Origin of the sequence: Parvularcula oceani (genome assembly GCF_000733125.1) — a bacterium.
In the GTDB taxonomy this organism is placed as follows: domain Bacteria; phylum Pseudomonadota; class Alphaproteobacteria; order Caulobacterales; family Parvularculaceae; genus Parvularcula; species Parvularcula oceani.
Window position 1 is genome coordinate 16,478 of record NZ_JPHU01000001.1, and the last position, 18,704, is coordinate 35,181.

An 18,704-nucleotide genomic window follows, 5' to 3' on the forward strand; every position below is an offset into this window, starting at 1 on the left:
AAGCCCCGACAAAGAAGGTCGGAAGATCCATGAACTTCAAGAGCATCCGTGTTCGCCTCATCGGTTCCTTCGGCCTCGTCGCCGCCCTCACCGCATTGGCGGTGGCGGTGGCGTTCCTGGGCCTGACGCTGACCACCAACGCCATGCGCGCTGTGGGAACGAGCCACCTCCCGGCGGCGACCGCCGCCAATGAGCTCGCGCTCCTCAACCAGCGCATGGTGCGGGAAATCGACAATATCACTGCTGCCGAGACCATGGCGGACCGCGAAGCGAGCTTCGGGTCCTATGAAGCGCTGGACGCGCAGGCGGAAGACATCGCCGGCAACCTCGAGCGGACGGTCGGGCGCACCGAGGCGCTGGCGCGGCTCTCCAATGCGCGGCACGACCTGTCCGAGGCCGCCCGCTCGGTCGATGCCGCCAAAGCGCGCGTTCTCGCCGCCCGCGAACGGCGGGCCCACCTGATGGATGACGCCACCGCCACGAGAACGCAGTTCCAGAGCATGCTCGAAGGCGCCATCGACCAGGCGCGCGAGGAGGATGTCGAAACCTATCTGCGCATGGCTCTGGCCGCCAATCAGATCGCGACGCTCTACGCCGAAGCGAACGCGTCGGAGAGCGTGGCCGATGTCGAGGCGATCGCCGAGAGATATGCCGAGCAGGCCGACGAGATCGCCATCAACCTCGCCATCCTGGGCGAGGCGGTCCCCGCTGGCGTTGCCGACGCCGCCACGGATTTCCTCGCCATCGGCGATGCCGAGAGCGGCCTCTTCGCCCTGCGGGCCGATGAGATCGAAGCCCTCGTCGCGGCGCTGATCGCCAAGTCGGGCGCCGAGGAAATCGTCGCCACGGCAAGCCAGCTCGTGGCGGAATTCGTGGCCGAGATCAGGGGCACGGTCGAGGCGGCGACCGCCGACACGCTCGGCCAGGCCGGGCTGTCCAAGGCGGTGCTGAGCCTCGTCGCGCTGTGCAGCATCGGCGCGGCCGCCCTTCTCGGCTGGCTCTACGTGTCCCGCCATGTCGTCGCCCGCATCGACGAGCTGTCCGCCGTCATGACCAAGGTGTCCAGCGGCGACCTGAATGCGCAGTCGCGCGGCCTCGATGCCGCCGACGAGCTCGGCGACATGTCCCGCGCCCTCGAAGTCTTCCGGGAGAACGCGCTGCGCGTGGAGCGCCTCAACGAGGAGAAGCTCTCCTCCGAGCGGGCCGCACGGGAAGCGGACGAGCGGGCGGCGCGCGAGAACGAGCGGGCGCAGCGCGAGAAGGTCGAGGCGGATGCCCGCCGCGAAGAGGAGCGCCGCCAGATGATGGCCGAGCTGTCGACAGAGATCGGCGAGGTCGTCAGGGCCGCCCAGAAAGGCGACTTCTCCAAGCGGGTCGATGCCACCTTCAACGATCCCGAGCTCAACGAGCTGGCCTCGAACCTCAACGCGCTGGTCGGCACGGTGAAGAACGGCCTCGACGAAGCGATCGTGGTCCTCGAAGCGATCAAGCACTCGGACCTGACGCGGCGCATCGACAGCCATTTCGAAGGCTCGCTCGGTGACCTCCGCGACGGCGTGAATTATTCCGCCGATGGCCTGGCCGAGGTCATCACCGGCCTGAAATCGGCCTCTGACGGGGTCGGCACGTCGATGGCCGAGCTGCGGGAGAGCGTCGTCGAGCTGTCCCGGCACACCACAGAGCAGGCCGCGACGCTCGAGCAGACAAACGCCGCCCTCCAGCAGTTCTCGGGCACCGTCGAGGAAACGGTGGAGCGTACCTCGGAAATGCGGGAGAACACGCAGCTCACCCGGCAGATCGCCGATGACGGCGGGACGGTCATGACCGAGGCGACCGACGCCATGGACCGCATCGCGACCTCCTCCCGGAAGATCATCGAGATCATCGACCTGATCGACTCGATCGCCTTCCAGACCAACCTGCTCGCCCTCAATGCCAGCGTGGAGGCGGCGCGGGCCGGCGATGCGGGCAGAGGCTTCGCGGTGGTGGCGAGCGAAGTGCGCAAGCTCGCCCAGTCGACGGCCGATGCCTCCAAGGAAGTGGGCGCCATCGTCAACACGACGAACGGAGAGATCTCGACCGGCGTCGACCTGGTGGGCAAGGCCTCGGCCAGCCTGTCGCGGATCGTCGAGGCGGTGGCGGACAATGCCAGCGTGATGGACGGGATCAGCGAGGCGACCAACATGCAGAACGAGACGCTCAAGGAGATCAGCGTCGCCATGGCCCATCTCGACAAGATCACGCAGTACAACAATCATCTCGTCGAGCGGAACAACACGGCCATCTCGCAGTCGAGCGCCCAGTTCGATGCGCTCGACGCGGTCGTCGCCCGCTTCAAGCTGACCGAGAACACCCGTCCCGAGAAAGGGCAGAAGGCGGCCTGACCACAGGGTACGGGAGGCGCCGCCGGGCCGCCGCATCCTCGCGCAGGATCGCGAGGGCGCGGCGGCCCGCTTTCGTTTCTACCGGCCGCCGCCCGCGCCGCTGCCCGCTGCGTTACCCGAAGTGAGATCGCGCGCGGCGGCGACGAGGCGGACATAGTCCGCCCCCAGCGGGATGACGTATTCGTTCTCGCCCCAGAAGAAGGGCCAGTCCTCCTTGTTCTCCGGGAAGTCCGGCTTGATCACCAGGATCCCCGGCACCACGCCGCCGGCGATGAAGGAGAAGTCCGCGCGATTGGTGCCGTAGGCGACCTCCTTCGACCGCGCTCCCACGCCGGAGACGAGGGAGAGGTTGTGGCCCGGATGGCGGCCGAGGATGAAGTCGAGCCCGGCCAAGACGTCCTCCGCGCCCGACAGGTCCGGGAAGGCGCTGTGAATGTCATAGGCGACCAGCGCCTCGTTCACGACCGTGCCGGCCCCGGCCCAGCCGCCCTCGGTGATCCGCACGCCGAAGGGATTGTTCGACTTCGCCTCGCCATGTTCGGCGAGCCAGTCCTCCGCCGAGGCTCTGAGCGCCTGCCGGTAGCTTGCGGGCATGTCCGGCAGGATGCGGAAGGCGGCATCGGCGACGCGTCCGAAATGCGCTTCGGCTTCGGGCCAGAGCCGCTCCGCTGCCTCGGCGTATCGGTCCTCGCCCGTCGCGGCGTAGAGCTCCGCCGCCGCGGTGAAGCGCTCCGCCTCGAGCGGGCCGCCGGTCGTGTTGCCGTGCGAATAGGTGTCGGGCTCCTTGCCCTGCTCTTCGGCCCACACATCCTCGGCGATGCCGAGCGCCTTGTCCGCCAGCGCGTCGTCATAGCCGCGCAGCGCCCGCGCCGCCGCGGCGAGACCCGCGGCCGAGCCGTAATTGAGCGCGCTCGCCTTGCTGGTGAAGGCCCAGCGGTCGTCTTTGCGCCCGCTCTCGCCGCCCTCGGTCTCGTCCGCGCCGAGCGAGGAATTGTAGATCAGGTTGTCGGTCTTGGTGACGCCGTCGCCGAGATGCGTGTACTGATCGAGGTCGGGCTCCACGATGCCGTGGATCGCGTGGCCCACCGCATCGAACTGGGCGACGAGTTGCAGCGTGCCGTGCTTGATCTGCTGGAGCATGTCGGGCTCGCCGTCCGGCACGTGCAGGTCCACGCGGCGGCGGTCCCAGTCGACCTTGGTCTCGTCGCGCTGCGGCGCGAAGTCTTCCCAGGCGGAAACGAGGCCGCGCACCGTGCCGTACTGGCTCTGCGTGCGGATGTCGTAATCGCCCGCGTCGTACCAGCCGCCGACGGCGAGGCCGGGGATGTGCTCCAGCGGCTCGAACTCGGTATCGGTGGTCGGCCCCTGCCGGTAGAGGTCGTGGTGCTCATGGTTCGTGGGCGCCTGGAGCGCATCGTCGAGATGCGAGGCGCCGTGCCAGACGCGGTAGGCCTCGTTGACGAACATGTGGTCCATCTGCACCGGGAAGAAGACGTCCATGGTCGGCTTCCAGATGCCCGAATAGGCGTCCTCGGCGATCAAGAAGGGCGCGCTCCTGATGCCTTCGTAGTCGATGACGTAGAGGCCCGGCTCCTCCACCGACGAGAAGTCGATCGTCGCGTAGTCGTAGCGCAGATATCCGCCCCAGGGCTCGACCTCCGGCTCGGCGGCGAGCGTCTCTGCGCCATCCGCGCCGATCCTCAGAATGCGGGCGGTTTCCGCGGGCGTGTCATTGCGGTCGAGCTCGACCACCGCCACCTTGCCGCGCCCCGGCGTGTAGCCGACCTGGCTGTGGCTGATGACGGGCTCGCGCGTCCAGTCATCGACGACATTGGGCGCGATCGTCCACTCGATCAGCGTGCCGGTCTCGCCCTCGGGCAGCACGCTGCGCAGGACGAACCAGCCATTCTGCGCCTGGTTCCGGCCGTCATAGAGGCTGATGGGTGCCCCGTTCGAGGTCACGCGGACCCGGCGGAGCGGGTCTTCCGGGGCCAGCACGATGTCCTGACCGCTCGCGAAGGCTTCGGGTTCCGCCAGCGCGCCGTCCGAGCGCGGCCCCTCTTCGCGCAGCGTCATGTCGCCTGCGGGATAGCGCGGCATCCGGCCGGGCCTGCCGTCCGCGAGATAGCCCGCGCTCCAATAGGCCGAGGGAAGGAATTCGAGGTTGAACCCCGCCTTGCCCGCCAGCGCTTCGGGCACGGGTTCATCGGACAGCACGCTGACCGTGACCGCGCCATCGCCGGTGCGCTCGGCCCTGATCGTGTATTCGAAGCCTTCGTCCGGATAGGACAGGTCCGCCTCGATTACGCCTGCCTCTTCGTCGACCCGCCGCTCGCCGAAGCGGCCGATGGGCTCCCACTGACCGGGCGTCGCGGACAGGCGCACATCGCCGTTGGTGACGGTGCGCTGGCCGTGATGGATGAGCTCGACCCCGCTGATCTTGGCGTCGGAGAAGAGGCTGTCATACCAGTTCGAGAAGACGAGGACATTCGCGCCGCGCCGGTCGAAATAGCCGTCCTCGCCGATCTCGAAGCTGTCCGGCTCCGCCTTCTCCTGTGCGGCGGCAGAGGGCGCCGCGAGCGGCGTTAGCGCTAACATCAGCGCGCAGAGAGCGGCTTCGGTGGGACGGTTCGGCATGCTTCCTCCTGATGGCTGTCTCTTCGGGACGGCTCCGGGGCAGTTTAGGAAAGCGGCGGCGCAGCGCCACTCCCCGCAAGCCACGAAAAGCAGTCAGTCGCCGAAATGGCGGTAGCCGCCGCGCGCGACGGAGCGCTCGGTGCCGTCGAGGCCGGTATAGCGTATGCCGCTTCCTTCCTCGCAGGCGCCGATCTCGAAGATCGCGAGGCCGAGCGTTGCGGCGTCCTTGCGCATCGCTTCGGCCTGCGCCTGCGGGACGGCGAAGAGCGGAACGTAGTCGTCTCCTCCCGCCGCCAGCGCGGCGCGCGCGCCCTCGCCCCCGGCCGCAAAGGCCTCGCCTGCCGACGATAGCGGCAGGCGCACGCCCTCGATCCGGCAGCGCAGGCCCGATTCTTCCGCGAGGTGCCGGGCATCGGCGAGAAGGCCGTCTGAGACGTCGAGGCTGGCGCTCGCATGGCGCGCGACCAGTCCGGCCAGAGCGGGCGGCGGATGAGGCCGCCTATAGGCTCGGACGACCGAGGATGCACCGGAACCCGCATCGTGGCGCCCTTCGAGCTGCAACAGGCCCAGATGCGCGTCGCCGATCGTGCCGCCTGCGAAGAGAAGGTCGCCCGGCATGGCCCCCGAGCGCCAGACCGGCGCGGCACCCAAGGGACCGCCCGTCATCGTCACGCTGATCGTCAAAGGCCCCCGCCCGGCATGGCGGGTCGTGTCTCCGCCCAGAAGCGTGGCGCCATAGGCGCCGAGCGCTTCGCCGAGGCCGGCCGAGAAGGCCGCGATGTCTTCCTCCCCGACCGCCCGGGGCCAGGCCACGCCGAGCAGGACGGCCTCGGGCTTGCAGCCCTTGGCGATGATGTCGGAGGCATTCACCGCCACCGCTTTCCAGCCGACGCTGTCCAGCGGGTCGTCGGCGCGGAAATGGGTGCCGCAGACGATCAGGTCCTTGGTGACGACACCGTCCCCGAGGCTCGCCACATCGTCGCGCAGGCCCCGTCCGCCAGCCCCCGCCAGCGGCGCGAGGTGGCGGCGGATGAGGCCGAATTCGTCCAAGGCTCAGGCCGCCGCTTCGTCCGGCCGGATCTTCTTGGCGCTCGAATCGAGAACGCCGTTGATGAAGCGCGGCTCGGTCTCGCCTGCGCCGAAGAAGCTGTTGGCGAGCTCGACATATTCCTCGATCACGACGCGATAGGGCACGTCGGTCCGCCGGATCAGCTCGAACAGGCCGCAGCGCAGGATGGCGCGGGCGGTGGCGTCGAGCCGCTTGAGCGTCCAGCCTTCGCGCAGGCGCGCCTGGATATAGGGGTCGATCTTGCGCTGAAGCTCGACCACGCCGCGCACGAGATCCTCGAAGAAGGCATCGTCCGCCTCGCGGATCGCCTCGCCGTCGAGTTCGCCGCCCAGGCGGTGGTTCTGGAACTCGCGCACCGCGCCGTCGACGCCCTGCCCCGAATGCTCCATCTGATAAAGCGCCTGGACGGCGCCGAGGCGCGCCATGGTACGGGCGTCCTGCGCCCGTCCCCTGGCCGTCATATTGGATTCGTTCATTTCTTGACCATGGATCCGAGGAAGGCTTCGAAGTCCTTCGCCTCGGTGAAATTCTTGTAGACGCTGGCATAGCGCACGAAAGCGACGTCATCGATCCGCGCAAGCGCGTTCATGACCTTCTCGCCGACCACGGAAGACGGGATTTCCGCCTCCCCCCGCGCTTCGAGGTCGCGCACCACGGCGGCGACCGTCCGCTCGACCTCTTCGGGATCGAGATCGCGCTTGCGCGTCGCGATGGCGACGGAGCGGGCGAGCTTCTCGCGATCGAAGGGCACCTTCTTGCCCGACGACTTGACGACGATCAGCTCGCGCAGCTGCACCCGCTCGAAGGTGGTGAAGCGGGCGCCGCAGCCCGCGCAAAGGCGCCTGCGGCGAATGGCGGCCGCGTCCTCCGTCGGACGCGAGTCCTTCACCTGTGTGTCTTCGCCTGAACAGAAGGGGCAACGCATGCCGCGCGGCTTAGCGGCGGGAGGCTTCAGAAATCAACGACGATACCTGCCCGAAGGCGCGTATCGGTCGGTTCCCGGTCCAGGGCCGGGGTGGTCTCGTGCCGGACATAATAGGACAGGCGCGCCGAAAGCAGTTCGGTGAGCTTGGTCTTGAGGCCGGCCTCGGTCTCCAGCGTCGTATTCGCGGCGGTATAGGTCACGGTGAAGTCGTGCTCGACGCCGACATTCTCGCGCACGTCCCATTCGAACTCGGACGCCGCATAGCCCGAGAGCTCGGTCATCGAGCTGCCCGGCTCGGCATCGGGCGAGTTCGGCTGCGCGGTCTCGACCCAGCGCAGGCCCGGCCCGGCCGTGACCCGCCAGTTCAGCTCATCGGTCTCGAAGATGTGGTGGCCATAGCCGAGGCCCGCGAACACCCGCTGATCGTAGCCAGAGAACTTGTCCTGCTCGTAGCGCACGCGGCCATAGGCGAAGCTCTCATCCGAGATGTCGATGTCGAGCTGGTAGGAGACGAAGAAGTTCTGCGCGGTTGTGTCCCGGTCCCCACCGCCCGCCGCGCCCGTTTCGACATAGTTGGCGGCCGCGTTCAGATTGTGGGTGTAGCGCAGGCGCTCATAGTTGAGCTTGCCGGCGAGCCCGGCATTCAGGGTCTCGGTGTTGCCCGTCGTGTTGGCGATCGAGGCCTCGATGGAGCCATCGATGCCGATCGCCGTCTCGTCGGTGGCAACGTCGACCTCGCCCGCCTGCGCCGCTCCTCCGAGCAGCAAGAGCGCTTCGATCATGCAAGGCCTTCATAGATCGGGAAGCGCGCGGTCAGCGCACGGATCTGCTCACGGACCTCCTGCTCGGCGCCCGAGGTGTCGCCGCCCTCCGCCAGAGCGTCGAGGACGCGCGCGATGAGGCGGCCGACCTCCTGGAATTCGGCGACGCCGAAGCCGCGCGTCGTGCCCGCGGGCGTGCCGAGGCGGATGCCGGAGGTCACGGTCGGCTTTTCGGGATCGTTCGGCACGCCGTTCTTGTTGCAGGTGATGCCGGCGCGTTCGAGCGCCTCTTCGGCGGCGTTCCCCTTCACGCCCTTGGGGCGCAGGTCGATCAGGGCGAGATGCGTGTCCGTGCCACCCGAGACGACGGCATAGCCCGCCTCGACCAGCACGTCGGCCAGTGCCCGCGCATTTTCGACCACGCGCTGGATGTAGAGCTTGAAGTCGGGCTGCAGCGCCTCGCCGAAGGCCACCGCCTTGGCCGCGATGACATGCATGAGCGGGCCGCCCTGAATGCCGGGAAAGAGCGCCGAACGCACCTTCTTGGCGATGGCGTCGTCATTGGTGAGGACGAGGCCGCCGCGCGGCCCCCGCAGCGTCTTGTGCGTCGTCGTCGTCACCGCATGGGCATGGGGAACGGGGTTCGGGTGGACGCCGGCCGCGACGAGGCCTGAGATATGCGCCATGTCCACCATCAGATAGGCGCCGACAGCATCGGCCACCTCCCGGAAGGCGGCGAAGTCGATGGTGCGGCTATAGGCCGAGCCTCCGGCGATGATCAGCTTGGGCTGCGCCTCCTTCGCGGCGGCCATGACCTGATCCATGTCGAGCTGCTGCGTGTCCGCATCCACCGTGTAATGCACGGCGTCGAACCATTTGCCCGACTGGTTCACCTTCGCCCCGTGGGTCAGGTGGCCGCCGGCGGCGAGGTCGAGGCCCATGATGCGGTCGCCAGGCTGAAGCAGCGCCATGAAGACCGCCTGATTCGCCTGGCTGCCCGAATGCGGCTGCACATTGGCGTGCTTGGCGCCATAGAGGCGGCAGGCGCGGTCGATGGCGAGGCGCTCGGTCTCGTCGACATGCTCGCAGCCGCCGTAATAGCGGCGCCCCGGATAGCCCTCGGCATATTTGTTCGTGAGGACCGAGCCCTGTGCCTCGAGCACGGCGCGGCTGACGATGTTCTCCGAGGCGATCAGCTCGACCTGTTCCTGCTGGCGGCGCAGCTCCGCGCCGATCGTGGCCTCGAGCTCCGGATCATGCGCGGCGAGCCCTTCGGTGAAGAAGACAGCACTCGAAGAGGGCGGTTTAGGGGATTCTGACATGGGCTCGACCTTCGCTGTGACCCGGCACACTGAACAGCTCGTCCGCCGCTTATACGGCTCCTTACGACGCTTTCAACGCGCGTCGCAGCGTCGCGATGGAACGACGTGGTTACTTGCCTGTTTCTGACATGAGCATCAGTTGGACTAATCTTGAGGCCGCTTTTTCGGTTGCGGGCGGAAGGGGATCACCTTAAGTGGCCGAGGATCGAGCCTCGAGTAATGATTCTGGCTTTTCCCGATACCGCCCTATTCCTCGGGCGCAGTAACGATTCATGATGAAAGGGACTTCGCCATGGACGAAGACAAACAGACACAGCTGGCGATGGACAAATCCGAGACGCTCCATTTGACGACCGATATCGTCAGTGCCTTCGTCAGCAACAACTCGGTTCCCGCCGAGCAGCTGCAGGATCTCCTGCAGAACACGTTCGCGACCCTCACCGGCCTGTCGGGCACGAGCGAGGAGCAGCAGACCAACCAGAAACCGGCCGTGCCGATCAAGAAATCGATCACGGACGATTACATCATCTGCCTCGAAGACGGCAAGAAGCTCAAAATGCTGAAGCGCTATCTGCGCACGCAATACGACATGAGCCCCGAGGACTATCGCCGCAAATGGAACCTGCCGGCCGATTATCCGATGGTGGCGCCGAACTACGCCAAGCGCCGTTCGGAATTCGCAAAGCAGATCGGCCTCGGCACGCAAGGCGGCCGCAAGGCGCCGGCGAAGAAGGCGACCCGCAAGCGCTCGGCCTGAGCCGGCGTCATCGCAGCGAAAAAGGCGCCCTCGCGGCGCCTTTTTTCATGCCTGCATGTAAGGCGTCACTTGGCCTCGTCCGCAGGTTCCCGGTCCCGCACCGCCATGCGGACCGAGAGGATCGAGATCTCGTAGAGGAGCCAGATCGTCAGGCCGAGCGCCAGCTGGCTGACCGGATCGGGCGGGGTCAGGAAGGCTGCGACCAGGAAGATGCCGACCACCGCGAAGCGGCGGTTCTTGCGCAGCCATTCGGGCGTGACGATGCCCGCCTGCCCCAGAAGCGTGAGGATGACGGGCAGCTGGAAGGCGAAGCCGAAGCCGACCATCAGCGTGACCGCCAGGTTCAGATACTCCCCGACCTTGACGAAGAGATTGTAGCGCGCCGCGCCCGCCGCCTCCGCCGGCCGCTCCATCGACAATGCGAAGTCCATGACGAAGGGCAGGATCAGCTGGTGCACGAGCGCGATGCCCGCCGCGAAGAGAAAGGGTATCGCGATCAGGAAGGGAAGGACCGCCCTCCGCTCCCGCTTGTAGAGGCCCGGCGCGATGAAGGCATAGGCCTGCCAGGCGATGAAGGGGAAGGCGAGCATGATGCCCGCGATCGCCGCCAGCTTCACGCGGGCGAAGAAGAGCTCCAGCGTGGCATAGTTGAGGATCGGCGCTTCGCCCTGCGCGTCGGTCACCGCCTCGATGAAGGGAACGGTCAGGAAGGCGTAGAGCTGGTAGGAGAAGGCGAAGCAGAGCGCGAAGCCCGCCGCGATGGCCGCGATCGAGATGATCAGGCGCTTGCGCAGCTCGATTAGATGGCTGAGCAGGGGCGCGCGGGACGCTTCGACCTCATCGTCGTCGAAGGCGCCGTCGGGCGGATCCATGTCGGCGCTGGGCCCCTGTCCGTCAGCCATTCGGGCGCTTGTCCTCGTCGGGCAGCGCGCGCATTACGTCGTCGCGGGCCTCATCGAACGCGCCTTTGACCTCATTGACCGGATTGCTCTTTTTCAGCGCATCGATCTCGGCGCGCAATTCTTCCATTTCCGCCTCGCGCGCCATCTGGTCGAAGCTCGCCCGGAATTCGTCGGCGAGCTTGCGCAACTGCCCGACGGCCCGTCCGAGCCCGTGCATCAGGCGCGGCAGGTCCTTGGGCCCGACGACCACGAGCGCCAGGACGGCGAGGAGAAGAAGCTCTCCGAAGCCGAGCTGCGGGACCAAAGACATCTCAGACCTTCGTGCGGGTCGTCTCGGTCTCCGTATCGCGCACGGGCTGCGCGCTGTCCGAGGCGAGGCTCGCACGGACCGCTTCGTTCTGCTCCGCCTCGTCCTCGTCCTTGAGGCCGCTGCGGAAGGATTTGATACCCTTCGCCATGTCGCCCATCAGGGCGGAAATTCGCCCACGGCCGCCGAAGAGGACGAGCACGAGGACCAGGACGATGAGGAGTTGCTGCCAGCCGACGGCCATTCCGGCCTCCCTTGGGGAATGCTTCCATGGTCATCTAGGCGCATCGGCGCCCCGGCGCAAAGCCTTGGACCTCAGTCTTCGTCGGAGATGAAATCGGCGACGAATTCGGGCGCGTCCTGGCCACCCGTTTCCACCTCCTCGTCCTCGCCGCCGCCGCGGGGCACGGGAACCTGGAAGTCGGGCGGCAGGCGCGCATCGAGCAAGCCGGCGGCTTCGAGATCCGCCTTGCCCGGCAGGTGGCTGAGATCGTCGAGGCCGAAATGGTCGAGGAACGCGCGCGTCGTGCCGTAAAGGAGCGGCCGGCCCGGCGCGTCCCGCCGTCCGCGCAGGCGCAGCCAGCCGAGCTCCAGGAGCTGGTCGAGCGAGCCCTTCGAGACCGCGACCCCGCGCACCTCCTCGATCTCCGCCCGGCTGCAAGGCTGGTGATAGGCGATGATGGCGAGGGTTTCGAGCGCTGCGCGGCTGAGCTTCTTGGACTGGGTGCGGTGCGAGACGAGAACGTCCGCGCAATCGGGCGCGGTGACCATCTGCACGCGCCCGCCAACGCGGCGCAGGTTCACGCCCCTGTCCGCATAGCGCGCCTCGAGTTCGGCCACGAGCGCCTCGACATCGGCCCCCGGCAGTCGCTCGGCGAGTTCGTCCATGCCCAGCGGCGCGCCGGCGGCGAAGAGCAGCGCCTCGAGGCGCCGCAGGTCGGTCGCCTCAGCGACGATCCGCGCCGTGTCACTGTCCAGGGGCACGCCGCCGTCAGCCATGCCGGCCTCTCAGGAACAGGGGCGAGAAGGCGTTCTCCTGGCGCAGCTCGGCGCGGCCGTCCTTGGCGAGTTCGAGCGCCGCGTTGAAGGTGGAGGCGGTGATGGAGGCCGCCGGCACGCCCTCGCCTGCCCGCGTTCCGACCTCTGCCAGGCTGCGCCAATCGTCGATTTTCGGCAGCGCATCGGCGAGCTGCGCGCGGGCGCTCTCGACCGAGAGCACCTTGGGGGCCTCCGGACGGTGCACCGCCTCGACGCCCCGCACGCGCTGGCGCGCATAGGCCTTGAGGAGGTCGAAGAGCTCCGCCTGCCAGGCCGTGTGCCGCTCGGTCCGCAGCTTCCGCTCGCCGCGCGGGAAGACGTCGCGCCCGGTTTGCGGCAGGGCCATGAGCGCATCGGCCGCCTTGCGCATCGCGTCGAGCCGCTGGAGCTGGAAGGCGAGCTGCGCCGCCATCTCGTCCGCCGTCGGCTCCTCGCCTTCCGCTTCCGCCTTGGGCAGGAGGAGCCGCGATTTGAGGTAGGTGAGCCAGGACGCCATCACGAGATAGTCGGCGGCGAGGTCCAGATCCTCGCGCTTCGCCGCATCGATGAAGTCGAGATACTGATCGACCAGCGCGAGCACGGAGATCTGGCGCAGATCCACCTTCTGGCGCTGGGCGAGGTCGAGCAGAACGCTGAGCGGGCCTTCGAAGCCGTCGAGATGCACGACGAGGGTATCGGCGGGCGCGTCGTCGCGCGGCGGCCGGTCCCAATCCTCGGCTTCGGAAGCCCCTTCCATCAGGCCGTTGTAACCGGCGCGAGGAGTTCCGCAAAGCGCGCCTCCGCCGCCTCGCGGTCGAAGCCGGGACGATCGCGCGGAATGCGCGCGAGCGCGGCTTCGGAACGGCGCTGCGCATCCTTCGAGAGGGCGCCCGTTCCGGCAGCGACCGCCTGCGCTTCGTCCATCTCGCCATTGCAGTGCAGGACGAGGTCGCATCCGGCCTTCAGCGCCTCGGACGCCCGGTCGGTGAAAGAGCCCTGAAGCGCCTTCATCGAGAGGTCGTCGGTCATCAGGAGGCCGTCAAAGCCGATTTCGCCGCGAATCACGGTCTCGATCAGCATCGGGGACAGGGTCGCGGGCCGGTCCGGATCGAGCGCCTCGTAGACGATGTGCGCCGTCATCCCGAGCGGCGCGTCATGCAGCGCGGCGAAGGGCGCGAAATCGACCGCTTCGAGATCCTCGCGGCGCGCGCTCACCCGCGGCAGTTCCAGATGGCTGTCGGCGAGGGCCCTTCCGTGGCCCGGCAGGTGCTTGACCACCGGCAGGCAACCGCCCTCGATCGAGCCCTCCACCACTTCGCGCCCGAGCGTGGCAATGGCCTCGGCGCGTCTGGACAGGGCCCTGTCGCCGATGATGTCATGGGCACCGGGCTCGGGCACGTCGAGGACGGGAACGCAGTTCACGTCCACCCCGACCGCGCGGCAGTCTTCCGCCAGGAGCTTGGCGCCGAGGCGCGCCGCCTCCTTCGCCTTTTTCGGGTCGAGCTTCATCAGCTCGCCGAAGCGGTCCATGGGCGGGCGGCGCGGCGCGACGGGCGGGACGAGCCGCGCGACCCTGCCGCCTTCCTGGTCGATCAGGATCGGCGCGTTGCGCCCGACGCGTTCGCGCAGATCGTGGCAGAGCCGCGTGATCTGCTCGGCATCCTGGCAGTTGCGGGCGAAGAGGATGAACCCCCAGGGGTCCGCCTCGCGGAAGAACGCCGCCTCGTCCGAGGACAGCATTCCTTCCTTGCAGCCATAGATCGCGGCCTGGACCATCAGAGCGACCGGACGAGGCAGTCCTGCCCCTGCCCCTTGAGATCGTTGCAGTAGCTCTGCGCCGCCGACTTCGAATCGAATGGCCCGAGGCGCAGGCGGTGATAGTTCCGGCCATTGACGACCGCCGTCTGGATGTCCGGTGTCTTGCCGGAGACCATGCTGCCGAGGCGGCCCGACAGCCTGTCATAGAAGGTCATCGCCTCCTCGTCCGACCCGAAGGCTCCGACCTGCACGACATGGGTGCCGGTCGTCACGCCGGTCTGCTGTGCGGCGGGTTCGGGACGGGGTGCGGGCTCGGGCGTGACCGCCGCAGGCTCCTCCTCCACCTCGGCCGCCGCCTCGACCGCGGCGATCTCGACCTCCTCGGCTTCGGGCTCGGGCGCCGGGCGCACGGGCTCGGTGCGGGCGGGCGTTGCCGCCGGCTCGGGCTCGCTCTCGGCGCCCGGCGCGCTCCGCTCGGCCTGCGGAGCCTGCTCGAAGCCTTCGAGCGGGTCGCGGGCCGGATCGGCGTCGGCGACGACGATGGTGGGCGAATTGCCCTCGAGGCGGTCATAGACTTCGCGGCGCGGATTCTCGCTGGTCGCCAGCGGCACCTCTTCGCGCACCGGGGTCGGATCTGCGGCCACCACCGGCAGGCTGCCGTCGTCCGCGCGCCCCTCGGCGAGGCCCTTCTGATAGGCGAAAAAGACGATCGCGATGAAGGCGGCAAGCAGGATCAGGAAGATCACGAGGATGTAGAAGCCGGACAGGCCGCCTTCCTCGCCGTCGTCATATTCGTCGTCGAATTCTTCCACCGTCGTGGACATCGCCATCTCCTCGGGGTGTCGGGGCCCAACCCGCTTGCGCGTGCGCGCGGACTACACCGTCTGGTAGTAAACGCCAGGTTAACTTCCCGCCTGTGTGAGCACGGTTTGGTAACCTCTGACTAGGCCTCAAGTGGTGAACCAGCGCTCCATGTCGAAAAGCTTTCGGTGCTCCTCGATGGCGTAGCGGTCGGTCATGCCGGCGATATAGTCGCACACCGCGCGGGCCCGGCCATCGGCATCCTTGCCCTCCTGCCGGGCGAACCATTCTGGCGGCAGCACTTCGGGCTCGGCGGTGAAGAGATCGAAGAGTTCGCGGATCACCCGCTTCGCCTGGCTGCGGGCGCGGTTGACCTTGTAGTGCCGGTACATGCGCTCGAAGAGGAAGCTCCTGAGCTGCGTCACCTCCGGTTCCAGCGCGTCGGAGAACGCGACCATGGGCCGCTTGGCGAGCCGGACTTCATCCGCGCTTTGCGGGTTCAGCTCCGCCAGGCGCCGCTGCGCCTCCTCGAAGACGTCCATCACCATGCGCCCGATCAGGAAGCTGACCGCCTCGGCGATCTGGATGCCCTGCGGCGCATCCGGCCATTCGCTGCGCGCCTTGTGCAGCGCCTCGCCGATCAGCGGCACGTCGAGCGCGTCCGCGAAACTGAACAGCCCCGCCCGCAAGCCGTCATCGGTGTCGTGGTTGTTATAGGCGATGTCGTCCGCGATCGCGGCGATCTGCGCCTCGAGGCTCGGATAGGTGTGCAGCCAGAGGTCGTGCGCTTCGGCATATTCCGCCAGCGCCGCGGGCAGCGGCGGCGCGTGGACATGCCCCTTGTTCCGCGCCCGCTCCTCGGCCAGCGGCCCTGCGAGGGGGCCGTTATGCTTCACAGCGCCCTCGAGGCTCTCCCAGGTCAGGTTCAGCCCGTCATAGAGCGCGTGGCGGCGTTCGAGCTTGGTCAGCACGCGCAGGGTCTGCGCATTGTGGTCGAAGCCGCCATGGTCCTTCATGCAATCTTCGAGCACGTCCTCGCCCGTATGGCCGAAGGGCGGATGGCCGATATCGTGGGAGAGCGCGACGAGCTCGCCCAGATCCTCGTCGAGCTTGAGAAGGCGGCACAGAGAGCGCGCGATCTGGCTCACTTCGAGGCTGTGGGTCAGCCGCGTGCGATAGTGGTCGCCTTCGTGGAAAACGAAGACCTGCGTCTTGTGCTTGAGGCGGCGGAAGGCGACGCAGTGGATGATCCGGTCCCGGTCGCGCTGGAACGGCGTGCGGGTCTGCGAGACGGGCTCCTCGACCAGCCGTCCGCGCGTGCGGTCGGCGCGTTCGGCATAGGGCGCGAGCGGAGCTGGAAAGGGAAGCGGCATGGCGCCATCCCTAAGCCTGAGTCGGGCAAAGCGGAAGCGCCCTGACCAGAGGCGCGCCTACTCCGCCGCCTGGCTCGCGGCCTCGATCTCGGCGGCCTTTTCCTCGACCAGCGCGACCAGCCGGTCGATCATCTCATCGTTCCTGAGCTTGAAGGCCGGCACGCCGCCAAGATAGGCCATGCCCGCCTGCGCGCCGCCGCCGGTGAAGCCGATATCGGTCTCCCGCGCCTCCCCGGGGCCGTTGACGACGCAGCCGATGACCGACAGCGAAAGCGGCGTCGAGATATGCGCCAGGCGCTCTTCGAGCTTCTCCACCGTGCGGATCACGTCGAAGCCCTGCCGCGCGCAGGAGGGGCAGGAGATGACGTTCACGCCCCGATGGCGCAGGCCCAGCGATTTGAGGATGTCGAAGCCGACCTTCACCTCCTCTTCGGGCTCGGCCGAGAGCGAGACGCGGATCGTATCGCCGATCCCGGCCCAGAGGAGGTTGCCGAGGCCGATCGAGGATTTCACCGTCCCGCCGCGCAATCCGCCTGCCTCGGTGATGCCGAGGTGCAGCGGCGCGTCGGTGGCCTCGGCGAGCGCGTGATAGGCCGCGACGGTCAGGAATACGTCGGACGCCTTCACCGAGATCTTGTATTCGCGGAAATCATGCTCCTCGAGGATGTCCGCGTGATGCAGCGCGCTTTCGACCATGGCCTCGGGACAGGGCTCGCCGTATTTCTCGAGGAGGTGCTTCTCGAGGCTGCCGCCATTGACGCCGATGCGCATGGAGCAGCCATTGGCGCGGGCGGCTTCGACGACCTCGCGCACGCGGTCCTTCGAGCCGATATTGCCCGGATTGATGCGCAGGCAGGCCGCGCCCGCCTCCGCCGCCTCGATCCCGCGCTTGTAGTGGAAGTGGATGTCGGCCACGACCGGGATCGGCGACAGCCTGCAGATTTCCGCCATGGCCGCGGTCGAAGCCTCGGTCGGGCAGGACACGCGCACGATGTCCGCGCCCGCTTCGGCGATGCGCTCGATCTGTTCGAGGGTCGCTCGCGCATCCGCCGTGTCCGTATTGGTCATGGACTGGACCGCGACCGGCGCGTCTCCGCCCACGGGCACGTTGCCGACCATGATGCGGCGGGAGGGCCGCCGCTCGATGTCCCGCCAGGGCCGCACGCTCATGTCGAAGGTTCCGTTCCGTTCCGTTCCGGCTCGTGAGCGACTTAGGCGCTGCGCCTCCGCCGCTCAACTCTCGCGGCGAATGATCAGGGACGGCGGAAGACGATTCGCGTTGTCCGCCCATTGCTCGCCACCGCCCGCTCTCCTTGCATGGCGGGCTCGAAGGCGAAGCGGCTCACCGCGGCGAGCGCCGCGCTGTTGAAGCAGCGATTGGTCGTTTCCGCCACGGCGGGCCGCGTCACCCGCCCGAAGCGCGAGACCGCGAACTCGACCGTCACCACCTCTTCGGCGGCCGCGCCCGTTTCGCAGCGGGACGGGTAGACCGGAGAGACGGGCGAGGTCAGCCGCGCGGGTTCGACCCGAACCGGCTCGGGCGCCGGGGCCGGTCGGATGGCGACCTCCTCCACCGGTTCGGCAGCCGCCAGCGGAGGCAGTTGCGCGGCCACGCCCTGCCCGGCGCTGCCGGCAGTCTCCGGGCCCGCATCCTGCCCCTGCAATTCCGCGAGGAGGCGCTCATTGAGGCGATCCGCCGCGCTCGGAGCGGGATCGGCCGGCGCCTGCGCCTCGGGCTCAAGCGGGCGTTCAGCCGCAGCAATCTCGATCTCCGCCTCCGCCGGCGCAGAGGCCGGCGCGGGCTCGCCGAGTTCCGCTTCGGGCATTCCGACCGCCATTTGCGGCGCCTCCCCTGGCGGGACCGCCGCCTGCGATGCCTCACCCGCCGGCTGCGCTGCCGTGACGGCCCCGGACGCGTCCGGACCGGGGAGCGGCGGCGCCTCCTGGTCGGCAGCGAGGCTCGTGCCCACTTCGTAGGTTACCTGCTGCGTCTCGGTCCGGTCCGCGATGGGAAAGCCTTCGAGTTCCACCGGCGTCTCCGGCGCCTGGGTGAGGACGATTCGCCAGGCGAACCATCCGAGGAAGCCGAGGACCAGGAGAACGCCGAAAAGCGGCACGTCCCGCGACGCCCCCAGATCCTTCGAGAGCGGCGTCCTGATTCGCTTCACCGCCGGAGCCTGCGCATAGCCCGCCTGTTCGCGGAAGCGCGCCACCATCGGGTCGGCCGGCAGGTCGAGGTGATTCGCGTAGCTGCGCACGAACCCGAGCGCATAGGGCGCGGCGGGCAGCGCGTCCTTGTCCATCGCCTCGATCGCCGCCAGGCGTTCGGGCTTGATGTTGATCGCGCGGCTGACATCTTCGAGCGAGAGCGCGCGGTTCTGGCGCGCGGCCCGCAACATGCCGCCCGCCGTGCTCAGCACCGCGTCGTTCGGCGGCTCGGCACTGGCGCGGCGCGTTCGCTCCTGGTCGAGCGGCACGATATCGGCAACCCCTTGCATGGCCTACCCGTTCGCCTTCATCTGCCTTGCCCCTGTGACACTGTAGCCGAGGCCGCAGCGCTTTTGAAGCTCTCCCACCCGCCATGCGAGAAGGATGCCAGCCGCGCTCACGCGGAACTGGCCGAACATGCTGCGGCGCACACACGGCAGCATTGGTGGCTCTTGACAAGGCGGGGGGCTGAGCGGCCCATAC

At 68.2% G+C, this 18,704-nt stretch carries 18 protein-coding genes; 2 read left to right on the top strand and 16 right to left on the bottom strand.

The annotated features are described in order from the left end of the window. Positions 1 to 29: 29 nt before the first annotated feature. Positions 30 to 2,384 carry a methyl-accepting chemotaxis protein gene (locus IE88_RS0100080; protein WP_031548728.1) on the top strand — a complete coding sequence of 785 codons (2,355 nt, stop codon included), beginning with the start codon at positions 30 to 32 and terminating at the stop codon, positions 2,382 to 2,384. Positions 2,385 to 2,462: 78 nt separating this feature from the next. Here the strand turns inward: IE88_RS0100080 and IE88_RS0100085 are convergent, their stop codons facing one another. From IE88_RS0100085 to glyA, 6 genes are all read right to left on the bottom strand, one after another. After that, positions 2,463 to 5,021, bottom strand: a complete 2,559-nt coding sequence (locus tag IE88_RS0100085; RefSeq protein ID WP_031548731.1) for a glycoside hydrolase family 9 protein — start codon at positions 5,019 to 5,021, stop codon at positions 2,463 to 2,465. A gap of 93 nt (positions 5,022 to 5,114) precedes the next feature. Further along, complete coding sequence (gene thiL / locus IE88_RS0100090) at positions 5,115 to 6,071, bottom strand: thiamine-phosphate kinase (protein ID WP_031548733.1); 957 nt, start codon at positions 6,069 to 6,071, stop codon at positions 5,115 to 5,117. A gap of 3 nt (positions 6,072 to 6,074) precedes the next feature. Then, on the bottom strand, positions 6,075 to 6,551 hold the full coding sequence (gene nusB, locus IE88_RS0100095) for a transcription antitermination factor NusB (protein WP_031548736.1): 477 nt from the start codon (positions 6,549 to 6,551) through the stop codon (positions 6,075 to 6,077). An 11-nt stretch (positions 6,552 to 6,562) separates the two neighbouring features. Further along, positions 6,563 to 7,015 (bottom strand): transcriptional regulator NrdR, encoded by a 453-nt coding sequence (gene nrdR, locus IE88_RS0100100; protein WP_031548739.1) that lies wholly within the window; start codon positions 7,013 to 7,015, stop codon positions 6,563 to 6,565. Between the two features lie 26 nt (positions 7,016 to 7,041). Next, entirely contained in the window at positions 7,042 to 7,797 is a 756-nt protein-coding gene (locus IE88_RS0100105; RefSeq protein WP_031548742.1) for a DUF481 domain-containing protein, read from the bottom strand. Next, positions 7,794 to 9,098, bottom strand: a complete 1,305-nt coding sequence (gene glyA, locus IE88_RS0100110) for a serine hydroxymethyltransferase (protein ID WP_031548745.1) — start codon at positions 9,096 to 9,098, stop codon at positions 7,794 to 7,796. The genes IE88_RS0100105 and glyA overlap by 4 nt, the downstream gene beginning before the upstream one ends. Before the next feature lie 292 nt (positions 9,099 to 9,390). Between glyA and IE88_RS0100115 the strand changes: the two genes are divergently transcribed. After that, the gene (locus IE88_RS0100115; protein ID WP_031548748.1) at positions 9,391 to 9,855 is read left to right on the top strand and encodes a Ros/MucR family transcriptional regulator; all 465 of its coding nucleotides are present in this window, start codon (positions 9,391 to 9,393) and stop codon (positions 9,853 to 9,855) included. Positions 9,856 to 9,920: 65 nt separating this feature from the next. On the opposite strand, the gene tatC is transcribed toward IE88_RS0100115, so the two are convergent. From tatC to IE88_RS0100165, 10 genes are all read right to left on the bottom strand, one after another. Then, positions 9,921 to 10,757, bottom strand: a complete 837-nt coding sequence (tatC, locus tag IE88_RS0100120; RefSeq protein WP_202900377.1) for a twin-arginine translocase subunit TatC — start codon at positions 10,755 to 10,757, stop codon at positions 9,921 to 9,923. Then, positions 10,750 to 11,067 (bottom strand): Sec-independent protein translocase protein TatB, encoded by a 318-nt coding sequence (gene tatB, locus IE88_RS0100125; RefSeq protein ID WP_051881297.1) that lies wholly within the window; start codon positions 11,065 to 11,067, stop codon positions 10,750 to 10,752. The genes tatC and tatB overlap by 8 nt, the downstream gene beginning before the upstream one ends. Before the next feature lies 1 nt (position 11,068). Beyond that, positions 11,069 to 11,308 (bottom strand): twin-arginine translocase TatA/TatE family subunit, encoded by a 240-nt coding sequence (locus tag IE88_RS0100130; protein WP_031548757.1) that lies wholly within the window; start codon positions 11,306 to 11,308, stop codon positions 11,069 to 11,071. A 71-nt stretch (positions 11,309 to 11,379) separates the two neighbouring features. After that, complete coding sequence (scpB, locus tag IE88_RS0100135; protein WP_081871302.1) at positions 11,380 to 12,063, bottom strand: SMC-Scp complex subunit ScpB; 684 nt, start codon at positions 12,061 to 12,063, stop codon at positions 11,380 to 11,382. Next, entirely contained in the window at positions 12,056 to 12,838 is a 783-nt protein-coding gene (locus IE88_RS0100140; RefSeq protein WP_036766243.1) for a segregation and condensation protein A, read from the bottom strand. The genes scpB and IE88_RS0100140 overlap by 8 nt, the downstream gene beginning before the upstream one ends. Beyond that, positions 12,838 to 13,857 carry a beta-N-acetylhexosaminidase gene (gene nagZ / locus IE88_RS0100145; protein WP_031548766.1) on the bottom strand — a complete coding sequence of 340 codons (1,020 nt, stop codon included), beginning with the start codon at positions 13,855 to 13,857 and terminating at the stop codon, positions 12,838 to 12,840. The genes IE88_RS0100140 and nagZ overlap by 1 nt, the downstream gene beginning before the upstream one ends. Beyond that, positions 13,857 to 14,663 carry an SPOR domain-containing protein gene (locus IE88_RS16110; RefSeq protein WP_156032266.1) on the bottom strand — a complete coding sequence of 269 codons (807 nt, stop codon included), beginning with the start codon at positions 14,661 to 14,663 and terminating at the stop codon, positions 13,857 to 13,859. The genes nagZ and IE88_RS16110 overlap by 1 nt, the downstream gene beginning before the upstream one ends. A 126-nt stretch (positions 14,664 to 14,789) precedes the next feature. Then, a complete protein-coding gene (locus tag IE88_RS0100155) occupies positions 14,790 to 16,013 on the bottom strand; it encodes a deoxyguanosinetriphosphate triphosphohydrolase (RefSeq protein WP_031548769.1) in 1,224 nt (407 codons plus the stop codon). Positions 16,014 to 16,070: 57 nt separating this feature from the next. After that, on the bottom strand, positions 16,071 to 17,183 hold the full coding sequence (gene ispG, locus IE88_RS0100160) for a flavodoxin-dependent (E)-4-hydroxy-3-methylbut-2-enyl-diphosphate synthase (RefSeq protein WP_031548773.1): 1,113 nt from the start codon (positions 17,181 to 17,183) through the stop codon (positions 16,071 to 16,073). An 83-nt stretch (positions 17,184 to 17,266) separates the two neighbouring features. After that, positions 17,267 to 18,511, bottom strand: coding sequence for a TonB family protein (locus tag IE88_RS0100165; protein ID WP_031548777.1), 1,245 nt, complete (start codon positions 18,509 to 18,511; stop codon positions 17,267 to 17,269). Positions 18,512 to 18,704 lie beyond the last annotated feature (193 nt).

Coding starts and splice junctions, on each gene's coding strand:
- glyA (WP_031548745.1), bottom strand. CDS start 9,098: ATGTCAGAATCCCCTAAACCGCCCTCTTCGAGTGCTGTCTTCTTCACC.
- nagZ (WP_031548766.1), bottom strand. CDS start 13,857: ATGGTCCAGGCCGCGATCTATGGCTGCAAGGAAGGAATGCTGTCCTCG.
- IE88_RS0100130 (WP_031548757.1), bottom strand. CDS start 11,308: ATGGCCGTCGGCTGGCAGCAACTCCTCATCGTCCTGGTCCTCGTGCTC.
- IE88_RS0100155 (WP_031548769.1), bottom strand. CDS start 16,013: ATGCCGCTTCCCTTTCCAGCTCCGCTCGCGCCCTATGCCGAACGCGCC.
- IE88_RS16110 (WP_156032266.1), bottom strand. CDS start 14,663: ATGTCCACGACGGTGGAAGAATTCGACGACGAATATGACGACGGCGAG.
- ispG (WP_031548773.1), bottom strand. CDS start 17,183: ATGAGCGTGCGGCCCTGGCGGGACATCGAGCGGCGGCCCTCCCGCCGC.
- nusB (WP_031548736.1), bottom strand. CDS start 6,551: ATGACGGCCAGGGGACGGGCGCAGGACGCCCGTACCATGGCGCGCCTC.
- IE88_RS0100165 (WP_031548777.1), bottom strand. CDS start 18,511: ATGCAAGGGGTTGCCGATATCGTGCCGCTCGACCAGGAGCGAACGCGC.
- IE88_RS0100105 (WP_031548742.1), bottom strand. CDS start 7,797: ATGATCGAAGCGCTCTTGCTGCTCGGAGGAGCGGCGCAGGCGGGCGAG.
- IE88_RS0100080 (WP_031548728.1), top strand. CDS start 30: ATGAACTTCAAGAGCATCCGTGTTCGCCTCATCGGTTCCTTCGGCCTC.
- scpB (WP_081871302.1), bottom strand. CDS start 12,063: ATGGCTGACGGCGGCGTGCCCCTGGACAGTGACACGGCGCGGATCGTC.
- IE88_RS0100085 (WP_031548731.1), bottom strand. CDS start 5,021: ATGCCGAACCGTCCCACCGAAGCCGCTCTCTGCGCGCTGATGTTAGCG.
- nrdR (WP_031548739.1), bottom strand. CDS start 7,015: ATGCGTTGCCCCTTCTGTTCAGGCGAAGACACACAGGTGAAGGACTCG.
- IE88_RS0100115 (WP_031548748.1), top strand. CDS start 9,391: ATGGACGAAGACAAACAGACACAGCTGGCGATGGACAAATCCGAGACG.
- IE88_RS0100140 (WP_036766243.1), bottom strand. CDS start 12,838: ATGGAAGGGGCTTCCGAAGCCGAGGATTGGGACCGGCCGCCGCGCGAC.
- tatB (WP_051881297.1), bottom strand. CDS start 11,067: ATGTCTTTGGTCCCGCAGCTCGGCTTCGGAGAGCTTCTTCTCCTCGCC.
- tatC (WP_202900377.1), bottom strand. CDS start 10,757: ATGGCTGACGGACAGGGGCCCAGCGCCGACATGGATCCGCCCGACGGC.